Raw genomic sequence first — 17,395 nt, 5'->3', positions numbered from 1 at the left:
GCTGGATTGTTCAACCCTTAAAACTCGATGCCCGCCTGGGCCTTCACCCCCTGTTCGCGGAAGGGGTGATGCACCAGGGTCATCTCCGTCACCAGATCGGCCCGCTCCACCAGCTCGGCTGGTGCCCCCCTGCCGGTCACAGCCACGTGGGTGAGCTCAGGTCGCTCGTTCAATCCGGCGATCACCGTCCGGGCCTCGATGTAGCCCAGTTTCAAGGCAACATTCAGCTCGTCGAGCAGCACCAATTTCACGCTGGCATCGCGCAGATAGCCCAGGGCCGTCTGCCAGGCCGCCTCCACCAATTGCTGATCCCGCTCTCGGTTCTGGGTTTCCCAGGTGAAGCCTTCCCCCAGGGCATGCCAACTCACCTGATCACCGAAGGCCTCCAGTGCCCGTGCTTCGCCGGGCTCCCAGCCCCCCTTGATGAATTGAACAATCGCCACCCGCTCGCCATGGCCAAGGGTGCGCAGCACCAGCCCAAGCCCGGCGGTGGTTTTGCCCTTTCCCTGGCCGGTGAACACCAGCACCAGTCCCTTCTCTTTATTGCGTTCCTCCACCCGTTGCTTCTGCACCTGCTGGCGCCGCTCCATCCGTTTGCGGTAACCGGCATCGTCGGTTTCTGGGGCGAGCTTGCCCCCCATGCCCAGTTCCGCGGCGGATTGATCGAGGTCGTTCGTGCTCATGGAAGGGGGGCGTTGTTGGTTTTATCGAGGCCGTGTGGCAGTGATGCGTTGCAGGGCTCGTCCCGCCAGCAGCTCCTGGCACACGCAGCTGAACCCGAGTTGCTCCAGCTCGGTTGGGAGGTCGTCCTCCAGCATGGCGGTGGCGGTGTCGGTTTCAAACAGGGCACAAAACAGTTGTTGGGGAAGCTTCAGCCAAGGCCCGGCTGGATGCAGATCCACAAGCACCAACCAGCCGCCCGGTTCCAGCAGCCGCAGGGCACTGCGCAACACCTGTTCCCGATCGCTGCGGGGGAATTCGTGCAGGGCCACGCTCAGCTGGATGGCGCTGAAGCTGGCATCGGCCAGTGGTGGATCTTCGGCCAGCCCTTCCACTCGCTCCAGGCTGGGGTTGCGTTGGGCGGCGAGATCCAGGGCTCGGGGGGAGACATCGAGTCCCGTCACGGCGTAGCCCGCCGCCAGCCAGGGGGCCGCTGCTTCGCCACTGCCGCAGCAGAGATCCAGCACCGCCGCGCCGGGCTTGAGATGGGGCTGCAACGCTTCGAGCCCCAGGCCCCGCAGGCGCTCCACCCCGCCAACACTCAGAGACGACACCGCCGTGACCATGTCGTAAATCCAGCGGTAGCGGTAGGCCAGCGGCCTCAGAAACGATGTCATCCTTGATGTGCAAAAAGGGCAGGCAGAGTGTTGTCAGGCCGATTGCCGGGCCAGAGCTGCATCCACCGCCTGTTGCTGGTCACGCCGGGTGATCCAGTGGTGATAGGTGCGGGTGTGGATCGTCACGGAGTGGCCCATCATCCTGGCGGCGACGGTGTCCGGCAGGCCGACATGAATGGTGCGCACCGCCCAGGCGTGGCGCAGGTCGTAGGGGGTAATCGGTAGGTCGTAGCGGCGGAACTGCTCACTCACCCGTCGTCCCACCTGCTGGAGGGTGGTGCGCCGCAGATCGGTCTGGATGGCTGGCAGAGCGGCCGGATTCTTCGCAAGCTCCTGCAACCCGAAGTGCTCGACCCAGTCGGGGTGGAACGGCCAGCTCTGGTGCTCACCGGTTTTGGTGGTGGGAAGCACCCGCAGCACCTGATCTCTGCCCGGTGCCAGGGAGGAGCAATCGCAGAAGAACACCTCGTGGTTGCGCAGGCCGTAGGTGGCCATCAGGGCAAAGGCCAGGCGCCACTGAGGATTGGGGATGCGGCCTGCGGCCTCGAGGATCTGCGGATCGGTCGGCAGCTGGCGGAACCGGGCCCGGTGCAGGCCATAGCCGCCGGCCTCCTGGCGCCAGTCCTCCGGCAAGGGCAGCTCCAGGTGCCGGGCCAGGGCGGCCAGGGCTGTGGCGCATTGCTGCCGGCTGCGGCTGCCGTCGTCGTAACTGGCCAGCGTCTGCATCAGAAGCGCTGGCTCCAGCGGCTGATCACCGCACTGACCCGCCAGTCGCCGGAGGTAGGGCAAGTAGGCACTGGTCCAGGTGGTGCGACTGCTCGCCGGGGAACGGCGTCGGCGTGGGTCGGCAAAAAAGGCTGCTTCGAAGCCCTCGATGGCGGCCTGGATCTCGATCGAACGGCCTCTGGCCGTGGCTGCTGAGGTGGAGACCGACCAGAGCGTCCAATCAAAACTGCGCTGCTCCAGTTGCAGTTGCACCAGGGCAGCGGTGCTGATGGCCTGATTCAGTACGGCTGCATCGGCCATCAGCCCCAGGCTGATCCGTTGCAGGCCGTTCCGGCTCGGATCACTGCGCAATGGCAGAGACCCACGCAGGTTCAGTCGCCGACCCCGCTGTTCGATGCGCAGGCGTGACCCCTGTGCCGCCAGCTGCGCATTGGCGGTCTCCAGCGCACTTTTGAACTCCATAAATGTGTCGTTGGAACCAAGCATCGCGTCCGTGGCGGCTACGCTCAACCCCCGAAAACCGTTCTGATCGGTATGTCTCGCGTAGGTGTCGTCCTGCTGAACCTGGGTGGCCCGGAGCGTATCCAGGACGTTGGACCGTTTCTTTACAACCTGTTCGCCGATCCGGAGATCATTCGGCTTCCCAGTCCGGCGCTCCAGAAGCCGCTGGCTTGGTTGATCAGCACCCTGCGCAGTGGCAAGTCGCAGGAGGCCTATCGCTCCATCGGTGGCGGATCACCGCTGCGGCGCATCACCGAGCAGCAGGCTCGTGAACTCCAGAGCTTGCTGCGTCAGCGCGGCATCGATGCCACCAGCTACGTGGCCATGCGCTACTGGCATCCGTTCACCGAATCCGCTGTGGCGGACATCAAGGCCGATGGCATGGATGAGGTGGTGGTGCTCCCCCTCTACCCCCATTTCTCGATCAGCACCAGTGGATCCAGTTTCCGTGAGCTGCAGCGCCTGCGTCAGGCAGATCCGGCCTTTGAGAAGTTGCCGATTCGCTGCATCCGCAGCTGGTTTGATCACCCGGGCTATGTGAAGGCCATGGCCGAGCTGATCGCGGCAGAGGTCCGCAACAGCGACGACCCCACGAAGGCCCATGTCTTCTTCAGTGCCCACGGTGTGCCGAAGAGCTATGTCGAAGAAGCGGGCGATCCCTATCAGAAGGAGATCGAAACCTGCACCGGTTTGATCATGAAGGAGTTGGCCGTTCAGGTGGGCCATGAGAACCCCTTCACCCTGGCGTACCAAAGCCGTGTGGGTCCGGTGGAGTGGCTCAAGCCCTACACCGAGGAGGCCCTTGAGGAATTGGGTCAAGCCAAGACCAACGATCTGGTGGTGGTGCCGATCAGCTTTGTCAGCGAACACATCGAGACGCTTGAGGAAATCGACATCGAATACCGGGAGTTGGCCACTGAAGCCGGTGTGGTGAATTTTCGTCGGGTGCGCGCTCTCGACACCTATGCCCCCTTCATCGAGGGATTGGCGGATCTCGTGGCCACCAGCCTGCAGGGCCCAGAGGTGAGTCTCGATGCGGCGGCGGAGCTGCCCAACAAGGTGAAGCTCTATCCCCAGGAGAAGTGGGAATGGGGTTGGAACAACAGTTCCGAGGTTTGGAACGGCCGTCTGGCCATGGTTGGTTTTTCGGCCTTTTTGCTCGAGTTGATCAGTGGTCAAGGCCCTCTGCACGCCCTCGGCTTGCTCTGACCAAGCCAGGGGAGCTGCGGGCCCTTAACCTTTGGGGTCAATGACCCGTCGCCTCTGTGACTCTCACCTCAGCGTCTTCGGCCGTCACTGGGCAGCAAGCCGGTCACGGTGGCCAGAGAATGACTGGGGCAACGGCCCTGATGGATGCGTTGCGGCGCCATGGCGTCGATACGATTTTTGGCTACCCCGGCGGCGCGATTCTCCCGATCTACGACGCACTCCACATCGCCGAGAGCGAGGGCTGGGTGAAGCACATCCTGGTGCGGCATGAGCAGGCCGGCACCCACGCGGCCGATGCCTATGCGCGTGCCACCGGCAAGGTGGGCGTTTGCTTCGGCACGTCGGGGCCTGGTGCCACCAACTTGGTGACCGGCATCGCCACCGCCCAGATGGACTCGGTGCCCATGGTGGTGATCACCGGTCAGGTGCCGCGTCCGGCGATTGGTACCGATGCCTTCCAGGAGACCGACATCTTCGGCATCACCCTGCCGATCGTGAAACATTCCTGGGTGGTGCGCGATCCGGCCGATCTCGCCTCCATCGTTGCCCAGGCCTTCCTGATTGCAGCTAGTGGCCGTCCGGGCCCCGTGCTGATCGACATCCCGAAGGATGTTGGCCAGGAGATGTTCGATTACGTGCCGATTGAGCCCGGATCGATTGTTCCCAAAGGCTTCCGCAAGCCTCAGCCCCCCCGGGATGAACCGATCCTGTCGGCGCTTGAGCTGATCGCCGAGGCGGAGCGTCCGCTGCTCTATGTGGGCGGTGGTGCGATCTCAGCTGGTGCTCACGACAGCCTTCGGGTGATCGCTGAGCGCTATCAGATCCCTGTCACCACCACCTTGATGGGGAAGGGTGCCTTCGATGAAAACGACTCCCTCTCGGTGGGCATGCTCGGCATGCACGGCACGGCCTATGCCAACTTCGCCGTCACCGAATGCGATCTGCTGATTGCTGTTGGCGCCCGTTTTGACGATCGGGTGACCGGAAAGCTCGATACCTTCGCCCCCCGGGCCCGGGTGATCCACTTTGAGATTGACCCGGCCGAAATCGGCAAGACCCGCCGCCCCGATGTGGCGGTGCTCGGTGATCTGGGCCTGAGCGTGGCGCGCTTGGTGGAGCTGAGCCTGCAGCAGCAGGTGCAACCCCGCACGTCCCCTTGGTTGTTGCGCATCGCCGAGTGGAAACAGACCTATCCCCTCACCGTGCCTCCAACTGAAGGCCCCCTCTTCCCTCAGGAGGTGCTACTAGCCGTTCGCGAGCTGGCACCGCATGCCATCGTCACCACGGACGTTGGCCAGCACCAGATGTGGGCGGCCCAGTACCTGCGCAATGGGCCCCGGGGCTGGATCAGCAGCGCCGGTCTTGGCACAATGGGTTTCGGCATGCCGGCCGCCATGGGCGCCCAGGTTGCTTGTCCCGATCGTCAGGTGGTGTGCATCGCGGGTGACGCCAGCATCCTGATGAACATTCAGGAGTTGGGAACTTTGGCGGCTTATGGCCTTCCGGTGAAGGTGGTGATCGTCAACAACCACTGGCAGGGCATGGTGCGTCAGTGGCAGGAGAGCTTCTACGAGGAGCGTTATTCGGCTTCCGACATGCTCAATGGCATGCCCGACTTCGTGGCTCTTGCCCGCTCCTTCGGTGTGGATGGCGTGCACATCCGCGAGCGGGAGTCGTTGAAGCGTGATCTCGAGGCTGCGCTCAAGGCCCCCGGACCGATGTTGATCGACATCCACGTGCGTCGTGGTGAGAACTGCTATCCGATGGTTCCCCCGGGCAAAAGCAATGCTGAAATGGTGGGCCTTCCGGCTCCCATGCCGGTTCTTAACGCCCCGACCTCTTGATTCGTCTTGTCTTAATCGGCGTTCTGCTGCTGCTTTGGGCCGTGCCGGTGCAGGCCGCAGAGGTGCTTCAGGTGCGCAGCAGTTCCCTGCTGCAGGTGGGAGATCACAACCGCACCTACACCGTTGCCCTGGCCTGTTCCGCCGTTGATGCAAGCCAAGAGGTCGAGGCCACCGCATGGCTGCGTCAGGAACTGCCGCGCCGTCGCAAGGTCAATCTGCGGCCGGTCGGCTCCAGCGAGGGGCAGCTGATGGCCAGGGTGACCCCGATCGGTGCTGAGCGTGACCTCAGCACCAGCTTGATTGCCGCGGGTTTGGCCAGCAACAGCTGTGGGGTCGATGGCTGATAACCGCATTGCCCGGGGCATTGTCTTGGTGCCCTGTCTGCTGCTGGGGGCTGCCTTTCTGGCCACAGCGGCCTGGGGGCAGGGCGCCGCAGCTGAAAATCGGACCCTGGCCATCGGGATCGGTGCTGGCTTGCTTTTGGCGGGTTGGCTGTCCCAGTTGGGTGGCGGCTCTGAGTCCTCTGTGACAAAACCAGACGAGTCCGAACCCTCTCCCTAATTTGCGGGGATCGGGTTGCTTCCCTCCGATCCCATGTCGAAGCCTCAGTGGCGACGTTGGCCTTGGCTGTCGTGGTGTGTTGTTGCAGCCACGCTCATCGGCTGCCAGTCGATCGTGGCCAGTGGCGTCAGCCGCCCAAGGCTCGCGGTGCTGTTGCCGATGGGGCAGCGTGATGCTGAATTGCGGCACAACTTCCTCCAGGGCTTTCGTTTGGGCCAGGCGTCGGTTGAGGCCTGTGGTGAGCCCTTCCCGCAGGTTGCCTGGCATGGGACCAACTCCGGCGATGCGCCCGATCCGCCGTTGATTCCCTCGACGGAGCTCAAGCTGCTGGTGGCTCCCCCTTCTGCGGATCTACGGGCCTTTGCCGCCTTCGCTGACGAGCGGGATCTCACCGTCCTGCTCCCCTATCAGCGTGGACAGTCGCTGGACACCCTGCGCGGGCTGGAAGGCCGTAAACGGCTCTGGCCACTGGTTCCTTCCCGTCAGGAGGATCTAAAGGCGATGGTGGCGGCGGCGATGGAGGCCGGCTGGGGACGGGCGATGGTGGTGGAGGATCCTTCTGCCCTTGAGTCCATCAGCTCCAAGGCCTTTGTGGAGCTGTTCCAGGCCGCTGGCGGCATTGTTGAGAGCTACGAAACACAGCCAGTCCAGCGGGTGGACCCCAGCGACAACTGGCGTCTGCAACGGTTTAAGGACGACATGGCCTGGACTTGGGTGCCCACCGTTGTGGTGGCTGATGCTCCGAACGGTCTCCTTTCCCGAGAGCTGCGGGCTGAGCAGCAGCAGGGGCGCTTCGGCGGTGGTGCACCGCAGACGCCGAACTGGATTTGGCTCACTGAGGCGGAAGAATTGCAGGATGCGCCCGCGGTGCCCTGGCAACAGCTTGGGCTGCAGCACCCAGCCCGTGGGGCGGCCTGGGCTGAGTTTCAACAGGACTTCCAGCAGACCACCGGCAAGGCTCCGTCGTTGCTCGCGGGGGCGGGCTTTGATGCAGCTCGGCTGTTGGCCTTGGCCGATGCAGCACCCTTGCCGCTGTCCGCTGACGGGGGCATCAATGCGATGGGTTGGTTGGACCCTGATCAGAAGGAGGTCGTTCCGATTTGCCAGGCCTTTGATCAGCGTCGCCGCGGGGAGCGTCTGCGTCTGAAGGCCGTGGCCAGTGATTCTCGCTTTCGTGCTGGCCTGGCACCATCTGGCCAGGCCATGGCCGGTCTGATCGAATGAGGTCTGGGGAGACGACCTCGAGATGCTGCGCCTGAGTGAACTGAAGCTACCCCTCGACCATGGGGAGGAAGCGTTGCAGGAGGCGGTGCTCAAGCGTTTGAGGATTCCAGCGGATCGTCTTCTGGCTCAGACCCTGGTGAAGCGCAGTGTTGATGCGCGGCGTCACGACCAGATTCAGCTGATTTACAGCGTAGATGTGCAGGTGAAGGGTGAAGCCGCCCTGTTACGGCGCATTGGCAACAAAGGCCGGGTGCGTCTGGCTCCAGACACCCGCTACCGGTCTGTGAGTCATGCCCCCGATGGCTTCCCCCTGGATGCGGGCGATCGGCCCGTGGTGGTGGGGGCAGGCCCCTGCGGTTATTTCGCTGCTCTGCTGTTGGCACAGATGGGTTTCCGACCGCTGTTGCTGGAACGGGGTCAGGCCGTGAAGCAACGCACTGCTGACACTTTTGGCTTCTGGCGGGGCACCAGCCCCTTCAACCCTGAATCCAATGCCCAATTTGGTGAGGGCGGAGCCGGCACCTTTTCCGACGGCAAGCTCTACAGCCAGGTGAGTGATCCCGAGCACTACGGCCGCAAGGTGCTTGAGGAGCTGGTGGCCTGTGGTGCCAGCGAGGAGATCCTGACGTTGCACCGTCCCCATATCGGCACGTTCAAGCTCGCCACCGTGGTGCGTGGCTTGCGGGCACGGATTGAATCCCTGGGCGGTGAGGTGCGTTTCAACAGTCGCGTGACACGCCTTCAGCTCAGCGACAGCAGCGCTGCGAAGCCCCATCAACTCGATGGAGTGGTGCTGGCCGATGGAACGGAGATTCCCTGCCGCCATCTGGTGCTGGCTCCGGGTCATTCCGCGCGCGACTGCTTTGAAATGCTGGAGCAGATCGGTGTGCACCTGCAGCGCAAGCCCTTTTCCGTGGGCGTACGGATTGAGCATCCACAGCATCTGATTGATGCAGCCCGCTGGGGGGAGGCGGCGGGCCATCCGCGACTCGGGGCGGCCGAGTACAAGCTTGTGCACCATGCCGAGAACGGCCGCTGCGTCTACAGCTTCTGCATGTGTCCCGGAGGATTTGTGGTGGGCGCCACCTCGGAGGAAGGCCGGGTGGTGACCAATGGCATGAGCCAGCACTCCCGCAACGAGCGCAACGCCAACAGCGGTTTGGTCGTGGCTCTGGACGCCGATGACTTGGCACCATTTGAGCGTTTCCCCGGGGATCCGTTGGCGGGGATTGCCCTCCAACGGGAGCTGGAGGAGCGCGCCTTCAGGCTGGGGGGAAACAGTTATGCCGCACCTGCGCAGCGGTTGGAGGATTTCCTGGCTGCCCGTCCCTCCACCCGTTTGGGTGGCATCGTCGCGTCGTATCAGCCGGGTGTGCATCCCGCCGATCTGGATGATCTGCTCCCGGCTGCCATCGTTGAGGCCTTGCGGGAGGCATTACCCGCCTTTGCCCGCAAGCTGAAGGGGTATGACCACCCCGATGCGGTGCTCACCGGCGTGGAAACCCGCACGTCATCGCCCGTGCGGATTCCCAGGGATGAAGCGTTGGAATCGCTCAATGTGAAGGGGCTGGTGCCGGCGGGTGAAGGAGCGGGCTATGCCGGCGGCATCCTCTCGGCTGGAATCGATGGCATCCGGGCTGCTGAAGCCTTGGCCATCCAGATCCTGGGGACCAAGCCTGTTTAAGTTTCAGCTGCAGACGGGGGCTTGCGCAACGATTCCGCTCCACTGAACGGCTTTCACCTGATCCCGTCGCCAGGAATGGAACAGCTCGGGTTCACTGACGGTGCACAGCGGGCAGTGGGCGATCCGTTCGCTGGGGATTCCTGCTCCCTGGAGCTGCACTCTGGTGGCGGTTCGAATGTCCAGGCGATGCCGCCCCGGTTGCTCATCCGGCAGCAGGGCCCCTGCATCTGACAAGGAAGCCTTATTGGGAATCGCGGCGCTGACAGCCTCCACCACCTGGTCGCCTACCTGGTAGCAGGGGCCGCTGACGGCCGGGCCCAGGGCAACCACCAGATCCTCCCGCCGGGCCCCCCGCTCCACCAACCGATCCAGGGCCGTGAGCAGGATTCCAGCCGCCACCCCACGCCAACCGGCATGACAGGCCGCGGCATGCCCGGTGCCGGGATCCGCGATCAGAACCGGTGTGCAGTCGGCACCGCAAACCCAGAGGCTCTGGCCCCCGCTATCACTCACCAGGCCATCGGCCTCAGGCCAGGGATCCTGAGGGGCGTCGCTGGCGTTCAGCACGATCCCACTGTGAATCTGCTGGGGCCGGTGGACGCTGATGCCGGCGCTGACATACCCCGCCAGTTCATCAGGACCACGGCCGTGCCAGAGCCGGGTGAAGAAGCCGTGCTCGAACCCCTGCTTATGCAGCAGATCGCTCTGGAGGTAATAGCCCCCGTAACAACCGATCCAGGTCCAGTCCTTCAACGTGTTGAAGCGGCTGTCTGGTCGATCAAACGGCCCGTCTTTCATCAACCCTGCAATCAGGCCATGGGGATGTCCCTTAACATCCAGAAGCCGCCGAAGGTCTGTTCTTCGGGAATGGACTGGATGGCGATGAATTGGAGGCCGCGCACCTGCTGCTGCGAGGTCGCCAGGGCTTCGGAGATTTCAGCGGCGACGCCCGGCTCAAGGTCGCTCACCAGCCAGCGGTCGTCCTGACCAGCCTCCAGCACCAGCTGGCGGTCTTCAACGATCATCCGCACGGGTTCCAGACCCCCCAACCAGCCCGCCATGGCGACGGAGCGGCTCTGGCTGAACAGGCGCAGACCCGGTACAGAGGCCTCGGGGTCGATGCCATCGGGCACAGGCAGCAGCCCGCTGAAACTCATCGGCCATTCCGATGCCTCCAGCAGCAGGCTCGCAGGTAGGGCGGCCCAGCTCCAGGCGTCTCCTTGAACTTCCTCCGGCAGGGGTGCCGGAGGGGTGGGAACGGGCGCAGGCGGCGGTGCCAGTGGGCCCGCCATGAAGCCCTCCTCCTCGGGATACACCTCCCTTTCGCGCTGTTGAAGCCAATCGAGCAGGGCGAAGGTGCGGCGACTGGGAATCACCTCGAGGTCTTGTTCGGCTGCGGCGCGCTGCACCATGGTGCGCATCGAACTGCGCCAGCAGCGCAATCGCACGGGCGAACCCCAGCCCCCGCTGGCGGATGCCTGCTTGGCTTCAGCCAGGGCTTGGCTCAACCAAAGTGAGTTCACGTCACCAGAGGGGCACACCTTGGCGAAGCGAAATGGCTCTGTATCGCCAGTTGCGGCGGGAGTGGAGGTGATCAGCAGTTCCCAACGCTTGCGGCCATCGGCCTCAAGAATTGGTCGGGAGTAGAAGTCGAGTTCCCAATCTTCGGCGGCTGTCAGGGCAGCAGTGCTCATCCGGCCGATTGCTCCTGCTGTTTCAAGGTGTTCTGGGCGCGGCTGGCGCGATCGGCGGCCTCAGCCATCACTTTGTCTTTTTCGATCAGCAGCTCTCCAGGAGGCCCCTCTAGCAGGGCTGTGTTGAGGCCGATCCGTCCGCGGCCCGGGTCCAGTTCCGTGATCAGGGCCGAAACGCGGTCGCCCTGGTCGAACACCTCACGGATCGAGCGCAGGCTGCCATTGGTGATGGCTGATTGGTGCAGCAGTCCGCTGATGCCACCAAGGTCGATGAACAGGCCGTAGGGCTTCACCGCAGCAACCTGGCCTTCCACCAATTGGCCCACTTCCAGATCCTGGAAGCGTTCGGCGACGGCGGCTCGTTTTTCGGAAAGCACCAGCTTGCGCGTCTCCGAATTCACCTCGATGAAGGCAACGCCCAGGGTCTTGCCCACGAATTCCTGGTGGTTTTCACCGTTTTGGAGTTGAGAGCGGGGAATGAAGCCGCGCAGCCCTTCGAGATCGCAGGTGACACCGCCGCGGTTGAAGCCATTGACGATGACTTGAACCACTTTTCCCTGTTTATCCAGTTCCTTCACCCGGTCCCAGCTCTTGCGCAGCTCAAGAGCGCGACAGCTGATTGTGACCATCCCATCAGCGTTCTGCTCACGGGTCACCAGAACTTCAACCTCCAGGCCCTTGGGAAAGCGCTCCCGGAAGTTGGTCACAACGCCCAGGCCTGCCTCGCTCTTGGGCATGTAGCCGGGGGCTTTGCCGCCGATATCCACGTACACGCCATCGCTTTCGATGCCGATCACCGTGCCCTTAATCACCTCACCAGTGGTGCCAACCGGAGCGTTCTCGTCCAGGGCGGCGAGGAAGGCTTCTTCATCGAAATCGAAGTCATCCACACTGCGCGGCTGATTGCGCTGCTCCTTTTTGGGTTGTTGATCAGGCGCGCCCATCAGGTCGGCCATGGTCATGCCTTCCATGCCGCCCATGTCGAACAGAGCGTCGTCATCCGTTCTTGGAGAAGAGGTGGGGTCCTGCTGGACCGGTCGCGGAGGGGTGGCGAGACCCGCCCGTTCCTCAAGGATGCGTGCCTTTTCCGCCGCAGCCTCTGCTGCTGCCCGTGCTTCAGCCGCCTCACGAGCCAGCTTTTCCTGCTCTTCACGGCGGTTGATCTGCATTACCTGCAGCGGTTTCGTCGCTGCCGGCTTGGGTGCCTTGGGGCGGTTGGGCTGCGGACTGCCGGCTGCGGGCATGGACCATTGGGCTTGTCGATCGCTCATTTTGACAGGCTGGGTTGGGATCAGCACCCCCGTGCCTGTGCAACGACATGGACCAGCTCCGCAAGAGATTTGATCAGCTGACGTGGCCCGAGGCCAGCCGTGCTGCCAGCCAACCTGGTGCCACGGTGATCTGGCCGTTTGGAGCCTGTGAGCAACACGGCCCCCAACTGCCGCTTTCGACGGACGCTGTTTTTGCTGAGGGCATCCTCGATTCAGTGTTGCGTGGGCTTGAGCCAGCTCTGCCAATTTGGCGACTGCCGTGTCAGGCCATCGGCTTTTCGCCTGAGCACCAAAACTTTCCTGGCACCCTCAGCCTTTCAGCTCCTCTGCTTCTGGATCTGGTCGACCAGGTGGGCACGCAGCTGGCGGCGATGGGGTTGCAGCGCCTGGTTCTGTTCAACGCCCATGGCGGCCAGATCGGTTTGCTCCAGGTGGCAGCCCGACAGCTGCGCGCTTGCTGCCCATCGTTGGCGGTTCTGCCCTGCTTCCTCTGGAGTGGTGTGGAGGGGGTGGCTGATTTGTTGCCTGAGCAGGAGTTGGCCCATGGACTTCATGCCGGCCAAGCCGAAACCAGCTTGATGCTGCAGATGGCCCCAGAGCTGGTTGGATCCGCCCGCCCGGTGGATGGACGTCCAGCGCAGGGCTCCGCCCAGGACCCTCCAGCGGGCTGGAGTCTCGAAGGGGCGGCGCCCTGCGCTTGGCTCACCGACGACCTCAGCGCGACGGGAGTGATCGGGGATGCGCGCCAGGCCTCCGCTGATCTGGGACGTTGCCTGCAAGATCGCTTGATCAAGCACTGGCAGGAGCGTTTTCAAACCCTTTTGGCCAGTGACTGGCCACCCACGCAAAGTCTCCTAACCAAATCGTCCAACATCACGCCCAAGTCCTGAACCTTGGACGCATGTGTCACCAACTCTTGGGGCACTGGTTATTGTCGGTCCCACTGAACGTGGTGGACAGCGTCCTATGACTACCCTCAATGCACCTGAAGCACCCGTGCTGGAGGGCCAGGACGCACTGCCCGATTTCACAACCGAGGCATACAAAGACGCCTACAGCCGGATTAACGCCATCGTTATCGAGGGCGAACAGGAAGCCCACGACAACTACATCTCCCTGGGCACGCTGATCCCAGATCAAGCCGAGGAACTTAAGCGTTTGGCCCGGATGGAAATGAAGCACATGAAGGGCTTCACCTCCTGCGGACGCAACCTCGGGGTTGAAGCCGATCTTCCCTTCGCCAAGAAGTTTTTTGAACCCCTTCACGGCAATTTTCAGGCCGCTTTTAAGGAGGGCAAGGTGGTCACCTGCCTGCTGATTCAGGCCCTGCTGATCGAAGCATTCGCCATTTCGGCCTATCACATCTATATCCCTGTGGCCGATCCCTTCGCCCGCAAAATCACTGAGGGTGTGGTGAAGGACGAATACACCCACCTCAACTACGGCCAGGAATGGCTGAAGGCCAACTTCGAGGCCAGCAAGGACGAACTATTCGAGGCCAACAAAGCCAACCTTCCCCTCATCCGCTCGATGCTGGAAGACGTGGCTGCTGATGCTGCCGTCCTTCACATGGAGAAGGAAGATCTGATCGAAGACTTCCTGATCGCTTACCAGGAAGCTTTGGGTGAAATCGGCTTCACCTCCCGCGACATCGCCCGCATGGCCGCAGCAGCGCTTGCTGTTTGACCCGTTTCAGGGCTTGATCCAACGCCGGTTTATCGACAGGCACGTTGCCGTCGATACCGGTTGCCATGGGAGCATGGTTGTTCGAGGTGTTCTTTGAGACGTCAGCGGTAAGACATGTTTGGTCTGATCGGACATTCAACGAGTTTTGAGGCTGCCCGCCGCAAGGCGATGGAACTCGGGTTCGATCACATTGCCGACGGTGATCTGGATGTGTGGTGCAGTGCACCTCCGCAGCTCGTTGAGCACGTGGAAGTCACCAGTCCAGTGGGAACGACCATTGAGGGTGCCTACATCGACTCCTGCTTCGTACCCGAGATGCTGAGCCGCTTCAAAACGGCCAGGCGCAAGGTTCTCAACGCCATGGAACTCGCTCAGAAGAAGGGCATCAATATCACTGCCCTGGGTGGCTTCACCTCGATCATTTTCGAGAATTTCAACCTGCTCCAGCACCAGACGGTGCGGAGCACCACCCTGGATTGGCAGCGTTTCACCACCGGAAACACCCACACGGCCTGGGTGATCTGCCGTCAGGTGGAGAACAACGCTCCAAGTCTTGGGATCGATCTCAGCAAAGCCAAGGTGGCCGTCGTTGGTGCCACTGGTGATATCGGCTCCGCCGTCTGTCGTTGGCTGCAGGCGCGCACTGGAGTCGGTGAGCTTCTGCTGGTGGCGCGTCAGCAGCAACCGCTGCTTGATCTTCAGCAGGAACTGGGCGGTGGACGGATTTTGTCGCTCGATGAGGCCCTACCTGAGGCCGATGTGGTCGTCTGGGTGGCAAGCATGCCCCGCACCCTTGAGATCGATCAAGACAGCCTCAAGAAGCCCTGTCTGATGATTGATGGGGGCTATCCCAAGAATCTCGATACGAAGGTTGCCGGTGGTGGCATCCACGTGCTCAAGGGTGGAATCGTTGAGTTCTGCCGCGACATCGGCTGGTCGATGATGGCCATCGCCGAGATGGAGCGGCCTCAGCGCCAGATGTTTGCCTGCTTTGCTGAAGCCATGCTGCTCGAATTTGAGCGCTGCCACACCAACTTCAGCTGGGGGCGCAACAACATCACCCTCGAGAAGATGGATTTCATCGGTGCGGCATCGGTGCGCCATGGGTTCAGCACCTTGAACCTTCAACCCAACCTGCAGGCCACTGCTGCCTGACCTTTGAAGAGCCAGAGCCATGCCCCGTCGCCCCCTGCTTGAGTTCGAAAAACCGCTCGTCGAGCTGGAGCAGCAGATTGAGCAGATACGTCAGCTGGCCAGAGATTCGGAAGTCGACGTCTCGCAGCAGCTCCAGCAACTGGAAAGCCTCGCGGCCCGTCGGCGTCAGGAGATCTTTCAGGGGCTGACTCCCGCTCAGAAAATTCAGGTCGCCCGTCATCCGCAGCGTCCGAGCACGCTGGATTTCATCCAGATGTTCTGCGATGACTGGGTTGAACTGCACGGCGATCGTCGCGGTAACGACGATCAGGCCTTGATCGGCGGTGTCGGCCGGGTGGGAGATCGACCCGTGATGTTGATCGGCCATCAGAAAGGCCGCGACACCAAAGAGAACGTCGCCCGTAATTTCGGGATGGCGGCTCCGGGTGGATACCGCAAAGCCATGCGGTTGATGGATCATGCCGATCGATTCCGCTTGCCGATTCTCACGTTCATCGATACCCCAGGGGCCTATGCCGGCCTTGAGGCCGAAGAGCAGGGCCAGGGCGAAGCGATCGCCGTCAACCTGCGGGAGATGTTCCGATTGCGCGTTCCGGTGATCGCCACCGTGATCGGTGAAGGCGGATCCGGCGGTGCCTTGGGCATCGGGGTGGCCGATCGCTTGCTGATGTTCGAGCACAGCGTCTACACGGTTGCCAGCCCTGAGGCCTGCGCCTCCATTCTCTGGCGTGATGCGGCTAAAGCGCCTGATGCGGCGGCAGCCTTGCGGATCACCGGCAGGGATCTGCTGGAGCTTGGGGTGGTGGATGAGGTGCTCGAAGAGCCCTCCGGTGGCAACAACTGGGCACCATTGGATGCTGGAGAAAACCTTCGGGCGGCGATCGAGCGTCACCTCGACCAACTGCTGAGCCTTTCGGAACAGCAACTGCGCGAGGCTCGCTACTCCAAATTCAGGGCCATGGGGCGGTTCCTTGAAAAAACGTCACAGGATGTCGACAAAGCCGCTTAAGGTGTCGTGGTTTGCTAACGGTTTTTGCCAACGGCTCTAATCACAGGTGCGAGCCGAGGCATAGGTCGCCGAACTGCTGAGCTTCTGGCTCATCAAGGATGGGACTTGCTGCTAACCGCCCGTAGCGCTGATCAACTGGAGCAGCTGAGTGCTCAGCTCAGCTCCAAAGGTGTTTCTGTGGACTCTGCTGCCATCGACCTGACTCAACCTGATGGCATCGCAGCTGCGATGGCTGGCTTGTTGCAGCAGGGTGAGACCCCTTCAGTGCTGATCAACAACGCGGGTGCGGCCTACACCGGGGATCTATTGGCCATGCCGATCGAGCGTTGGCAATGGCTGCTACAGCTGAATGTCACCAGCGTGATGCAGGTTTGTTCTGTTGTTGTTCCCGCCATGCGTGAGAACGGTGGACTGGTGATCAACATCAGCAGCCACGCCGCCCGCAATGCCTTCCCTCAATGGGGTGCGTATTGCGTCAGTAAAGCTGCCTTGGCTAGCTTCACTCGCTGCCTGGCGGAAGAGGAACGGAGCAACGGCATTCGTGCCTGCACTCTCACTCTTGGGGCCGTGAACACACCACTGTGGGACGCGGAAACCGTACAAAGCGATTTCGATCGTCGTGCCATGCTCTCTGTCGATCAGGCGGCAGAAACACTGGCGAATCTGGCGATGCAACCCAGCAACCAGTTGATCGAAGACCTCACCCTTATGCCGGCCGCCGGCGCCTTCTGAACGAACACTATGACCTCCACAGTCCCTTTCGTTTCCAACGGCGTCGCCAACGGCAACGGCAATGGCAGCTTGAATACCCAGGTTTCAGCACGCATCCGTGAGCGCCTGAGGGAAGCGGGTGCTTCCTTCCTGGCGAACGACAACATCGCTGATCACCTCCAGCCGGGTGAGCTAGATCACCTTCAGGTTGAAGTTGCAGACAAGGTTCGCGACCTGCTGCGCAGCCTGGTGATCGATATCGATAATGACCACAACACCCATGAGACGGCGGAGCGCGTCGCCAAGATGTACCTCCAGGAGGTGTTCAAGGGGCGTTACCACCGGCAGCCCAAAGTGGCCAGCTTCCCCAATGTGAAACAGCTGGATGAGATCTACACCGTTGGCCCGATCACGGTTCGTTCCGCCTGTTCACACCACCTGGTGCCGATCATGGGCAACTGCTGGATCGGGATCAAACCTGGTGCCCGGGTGATCGGTCTCTCCAAATTCACCCGCGTGGCTGATTGGGTCTTCTCCCGCCCTCACATCCAGGAAGAGGCTGTGATGATCCTTGCCGACGAAATCGAGAAGCTCTGTGAGCCCCAGGGTCTCGGCATCATCATCAAGGCGCAGCACTACTGCATGAAGTGGCGTGGCGTGAAAGAGCCCCAAACCAGCATGGTGAACTCCGTGGTGCGCGGCGATTTCCGCCACGATCCCAGTCTCAAACAGGAGTTCTTTGAGCTGGTGCGTCAGCAGGAAGCGCTGCTCAGCACCTGATCA

General features: G+C 62.3%; 18 protein-coding genes. 12 read left to right on the top strand and 6 right to left on the bottom strand.

Annotation, left to right across the window (positions count from 1 at the left end; all coding sequences use genetic code 11):
• Positions 1-17: 17 nt before the first annotated feature.
• Genes cobO through Syncc8109_RS08015 form a run of 3 tightly spaced genes read right to left on the bottom strand, consistent with a single transcriptional unit; the run spans position 18 to position 2,525 of the window.
• Entirely contained in the window at positions 18-683 is a 666-nt protein-coding gene (gene cobO, locus Syncc8109_RS08025; RefSeq protein WP_006852046.1) for a cob(I)yrinic acid a,c-diamide adenosyltransferase, read from the bottom strand.
• Between the two features lie 21 nt (positions 684-704).
• Entirely contained in the window at positions 705-1,337 is a 633-nt protein-coding gene (locus Syncc8109_RS08020) for a class I SAM-dependent methyltransferase (protein ID WP_006851251.1), read from the bottom strand.
• A gap of 33 nt (positions 1,338-1,370) precedes the next feature.
• Positions 1,371-2,525 carry a site-specific integrase gene (locus Syncc8109_RS08015; RefSeq protein ID WP_025362437.1) on the bottom strand — a complete coding sequence of 385 codons (1,155 nt, stop codon included), beginning with the start codon at positions 2,523-2,525 and terminating at the stop codon, positions 1,371-1,373.
• A gap of 72 nt (positions 2,526-2,597) precedes the next feature.
• On the opposite strand from Syncc8109_RS08015, the gene hemH reads away from it, so the two are divergent.
• From hemH to Syncc8109_RS07985, 6 genes are read left to right on the top strand one after another with little or no spacing between them, the layout of a single operon-like run.
• Entirely contained in the window at positions 2,598-3,773 is a 1,176-nt protein-coding gene (gene hemH, locus Syncc8109_RS08010; RefSeq protein WP_006850158.1) for a ferrochelatase, read from the top strand.
• Positions 3,774-3,829: 56 nt separating this feature from the next.
• Complete coding sequence (gene ilvB / locus Syncc8109_RS08005; RefSeq protein WP_006850027.1) at positions 3,830-5,617, top strand: biosynthetic-type acetolactate synthase large subunit; 1,788 nt, start codon at positions 3,830-3,832, stop codon at positions 5,615-5,617.
• On the top strand, positions 5,614-5,961 hold the full coding sequence (locus Syncc8109_RS08000; RefSeq protein WP_006850601.1) for a hypothetical protein: 348 nt from the start codon (positions 5,614-5,616) through the stop codon (positions 5,959-5,961). The genes ilvB and Syncc8109_RS08000 overlap by 4 nt, the downstream gene beginning before the upstream one ends.
• Positions 5,954-6,178 carry a GIVxVP protein gene (locus tag Syncc8109_RS07995; RefSeq protein ID WP_006850038.1) on the top strand — a complete coding sequence of 75 codons (225 nt, stop codon included), beginning with the start codon at positions 5,954-5,956 and terminating at the stop codon, positions 6,176-6,178. Before Syncc8109_RS08000 ends, Syncc8109_RS07995 begins: the two co-directional genes overlap by 8 nt.
• Before the next feature lie 33 nt (positions 6,179-6,211).
• Positions 6,212-7,402, top strand: coding sequence for a hypothetical protein (locus tag Syncc8109_RS07990; RefSeq protein WP_045172964.1), 1,191 nt, complete (start codon positions 6,212-6,214; stop codon positions 7,400-7,402).
• Between the two features lie 22 nt (positions 7,403-7,424).
• Positions 7,425-9,086, top strand: a complete 1,662-nt coding sequence (locus tag Syncc8109_RS07985; protein ID WP_006851448.1) for an NAD(P)/FAD-dependent oxidoreductase — start codon at positions 7,425-7,427, stop codon at positions 9,084-9,086.
• Positions 9,087-9,089: 3 nt separating this feature from the next.
• On the opposite strand, the gene pgeF is transcribed toward Syncc8109_RS07985, so the two are convergent.
• From pgeF to Syncc8109_RS07970, 3 genes are read right to left on the bottom strand one after another with little or no spacing between them, the layout of a single operon-like run.
• A complete protein-coding gene (gene pgeF / locus Syncc8109_RS07980) occupies positions 9,090-9,884 on the bottom strand; it encodes a peptidoglycan editing factor PgeF (RefSeq protein ID WP_006850360.1) in 795 nt (264 codons plus the stop codon).
• An 11-nt stretch (positions 9,885-9,895) separates the two neighbouring features.
• On the bottom strand, positions 9,896-10,780 hold the full coding sequence (locus Syncc8109_RS07975) for a Tab2 family RNA-binding protein (RefSeq protein WP_006849654.1): 885 nt from the start codon (positions 10,778-10,780) through the stop codon (positions 9,896-9,898).
• Entirely contained in the window at positions 10,777-12,024 is a 1,248-nt protein-coding gene (locus tag Syncc8109_RS07970) for a S1 RNA-binding domain-containing protein (protein ID WP_025362435.1), read from the bottom strand. Before Syncc8109_RS07970 ends, Syncc8109_RS07975 begins: the two co-directional genes overlap by 4 nt.
• A gap of 74 nt (positions 12,025-12,098) precedes the next feature.
• On the opposite strand from Syncc8109_RS07970, the gene Syncc8109_RS07965 reads away from it, so the two are divergent.
• The 6 genes from Syncc8109_RS07965 to folE all read left to right on the top strand — a co-directional run bounded on the left by Syncc8109_RS07965 (position 12,099) and on the right by folE (position 17,392).
• Complete coding sequence (locus Syncc8109_RS07965) at positions 12,099-12,941, top strand: creatininase family protein (RefSeq protein WP_006851067.1); 843 nt, start codon at positions 12,099-12,101, stop codon at positions 12,939-12,941.
• A 76-nt stretch (positions 12,942-13,017) separates the two neighbouring features.
• On the top strand, positions 13,018-13,737 hold the full coding sequence (locus Syncc8109_RS07960) for an aldehyde oxygenase (deformylating) (protein ID WP_006849641.1): 720 nt from the start codon (positions 13,018-13,020) through the stop codon (positions 13,735-13,737).
• Between the two features lie 114 nt (positions 13,738-13,851).
• Entirely contained in the window at positions 13,852-14,892 is a 1,041-nt protein-coding gene (locus tag Syncc8109_RS07955; RefSeq protein WP_006850195.1) for a long-chain acyl-[acyl-carrier-protein] reductase, read from the top strand.
• A gap of 19 nt (positions 14,893-14,911) precedes the next feature.
• Entirely contained in the window at positions 14,912-15,901 is a 990-nt protein-coding gene (locus Syncc8109_RS07950; RefSeq protein ID WP_006852062.1) for an acetyl-CoA carboxylase carboxyltransferase subunit alpha, read from the top strand.
• A gap of 24 nt (positions 15,902-15,925) precedes the next feature.
• The gene (locus Syncc8109_RS07945) at positions 15,926-16,633 is read left to right on the top strand and encodes an SDR family oxidoreductase (RefSeq protein WP_006851006.1); all 708 of its coding nucleotides are present in this window, start codon (positions 15,926-15,928) and stop codon (positions 16,631-16,633) included.
• A gap of 9 nt (positions 16,634-16,642) precedes the next feature.
• The gene (folE, locus tag Syncc8109_RS07940) at positions 16,643-17,392 is read left to right on the top strand and encodes a GTP cyclohydrolase I (RefSeq protein ID WP_006850274.1); all 750 of its coding nucleotides are present in this window, start codon (positions 16,643-16,645) and stop codon (positions 17,390-17,392) included.
• Positions 17,393-17,395 lie beyond the last annotated feature (3 nt).

It is taken from the genome of Synechococcus sp. WH 8109, from assembly GCF_000161795.2.
Classification (GTDB): domain Bacteria; phylum Cyanobacteriota; class Cyanobacteriia; order PCC-6307; family Cyanobiaceae; genus Parasynechococcus.
Note: the sequence above shows the minus strand (reverse complement) of the source record. Positions and strands in the feature narration are given on the sequence as shown.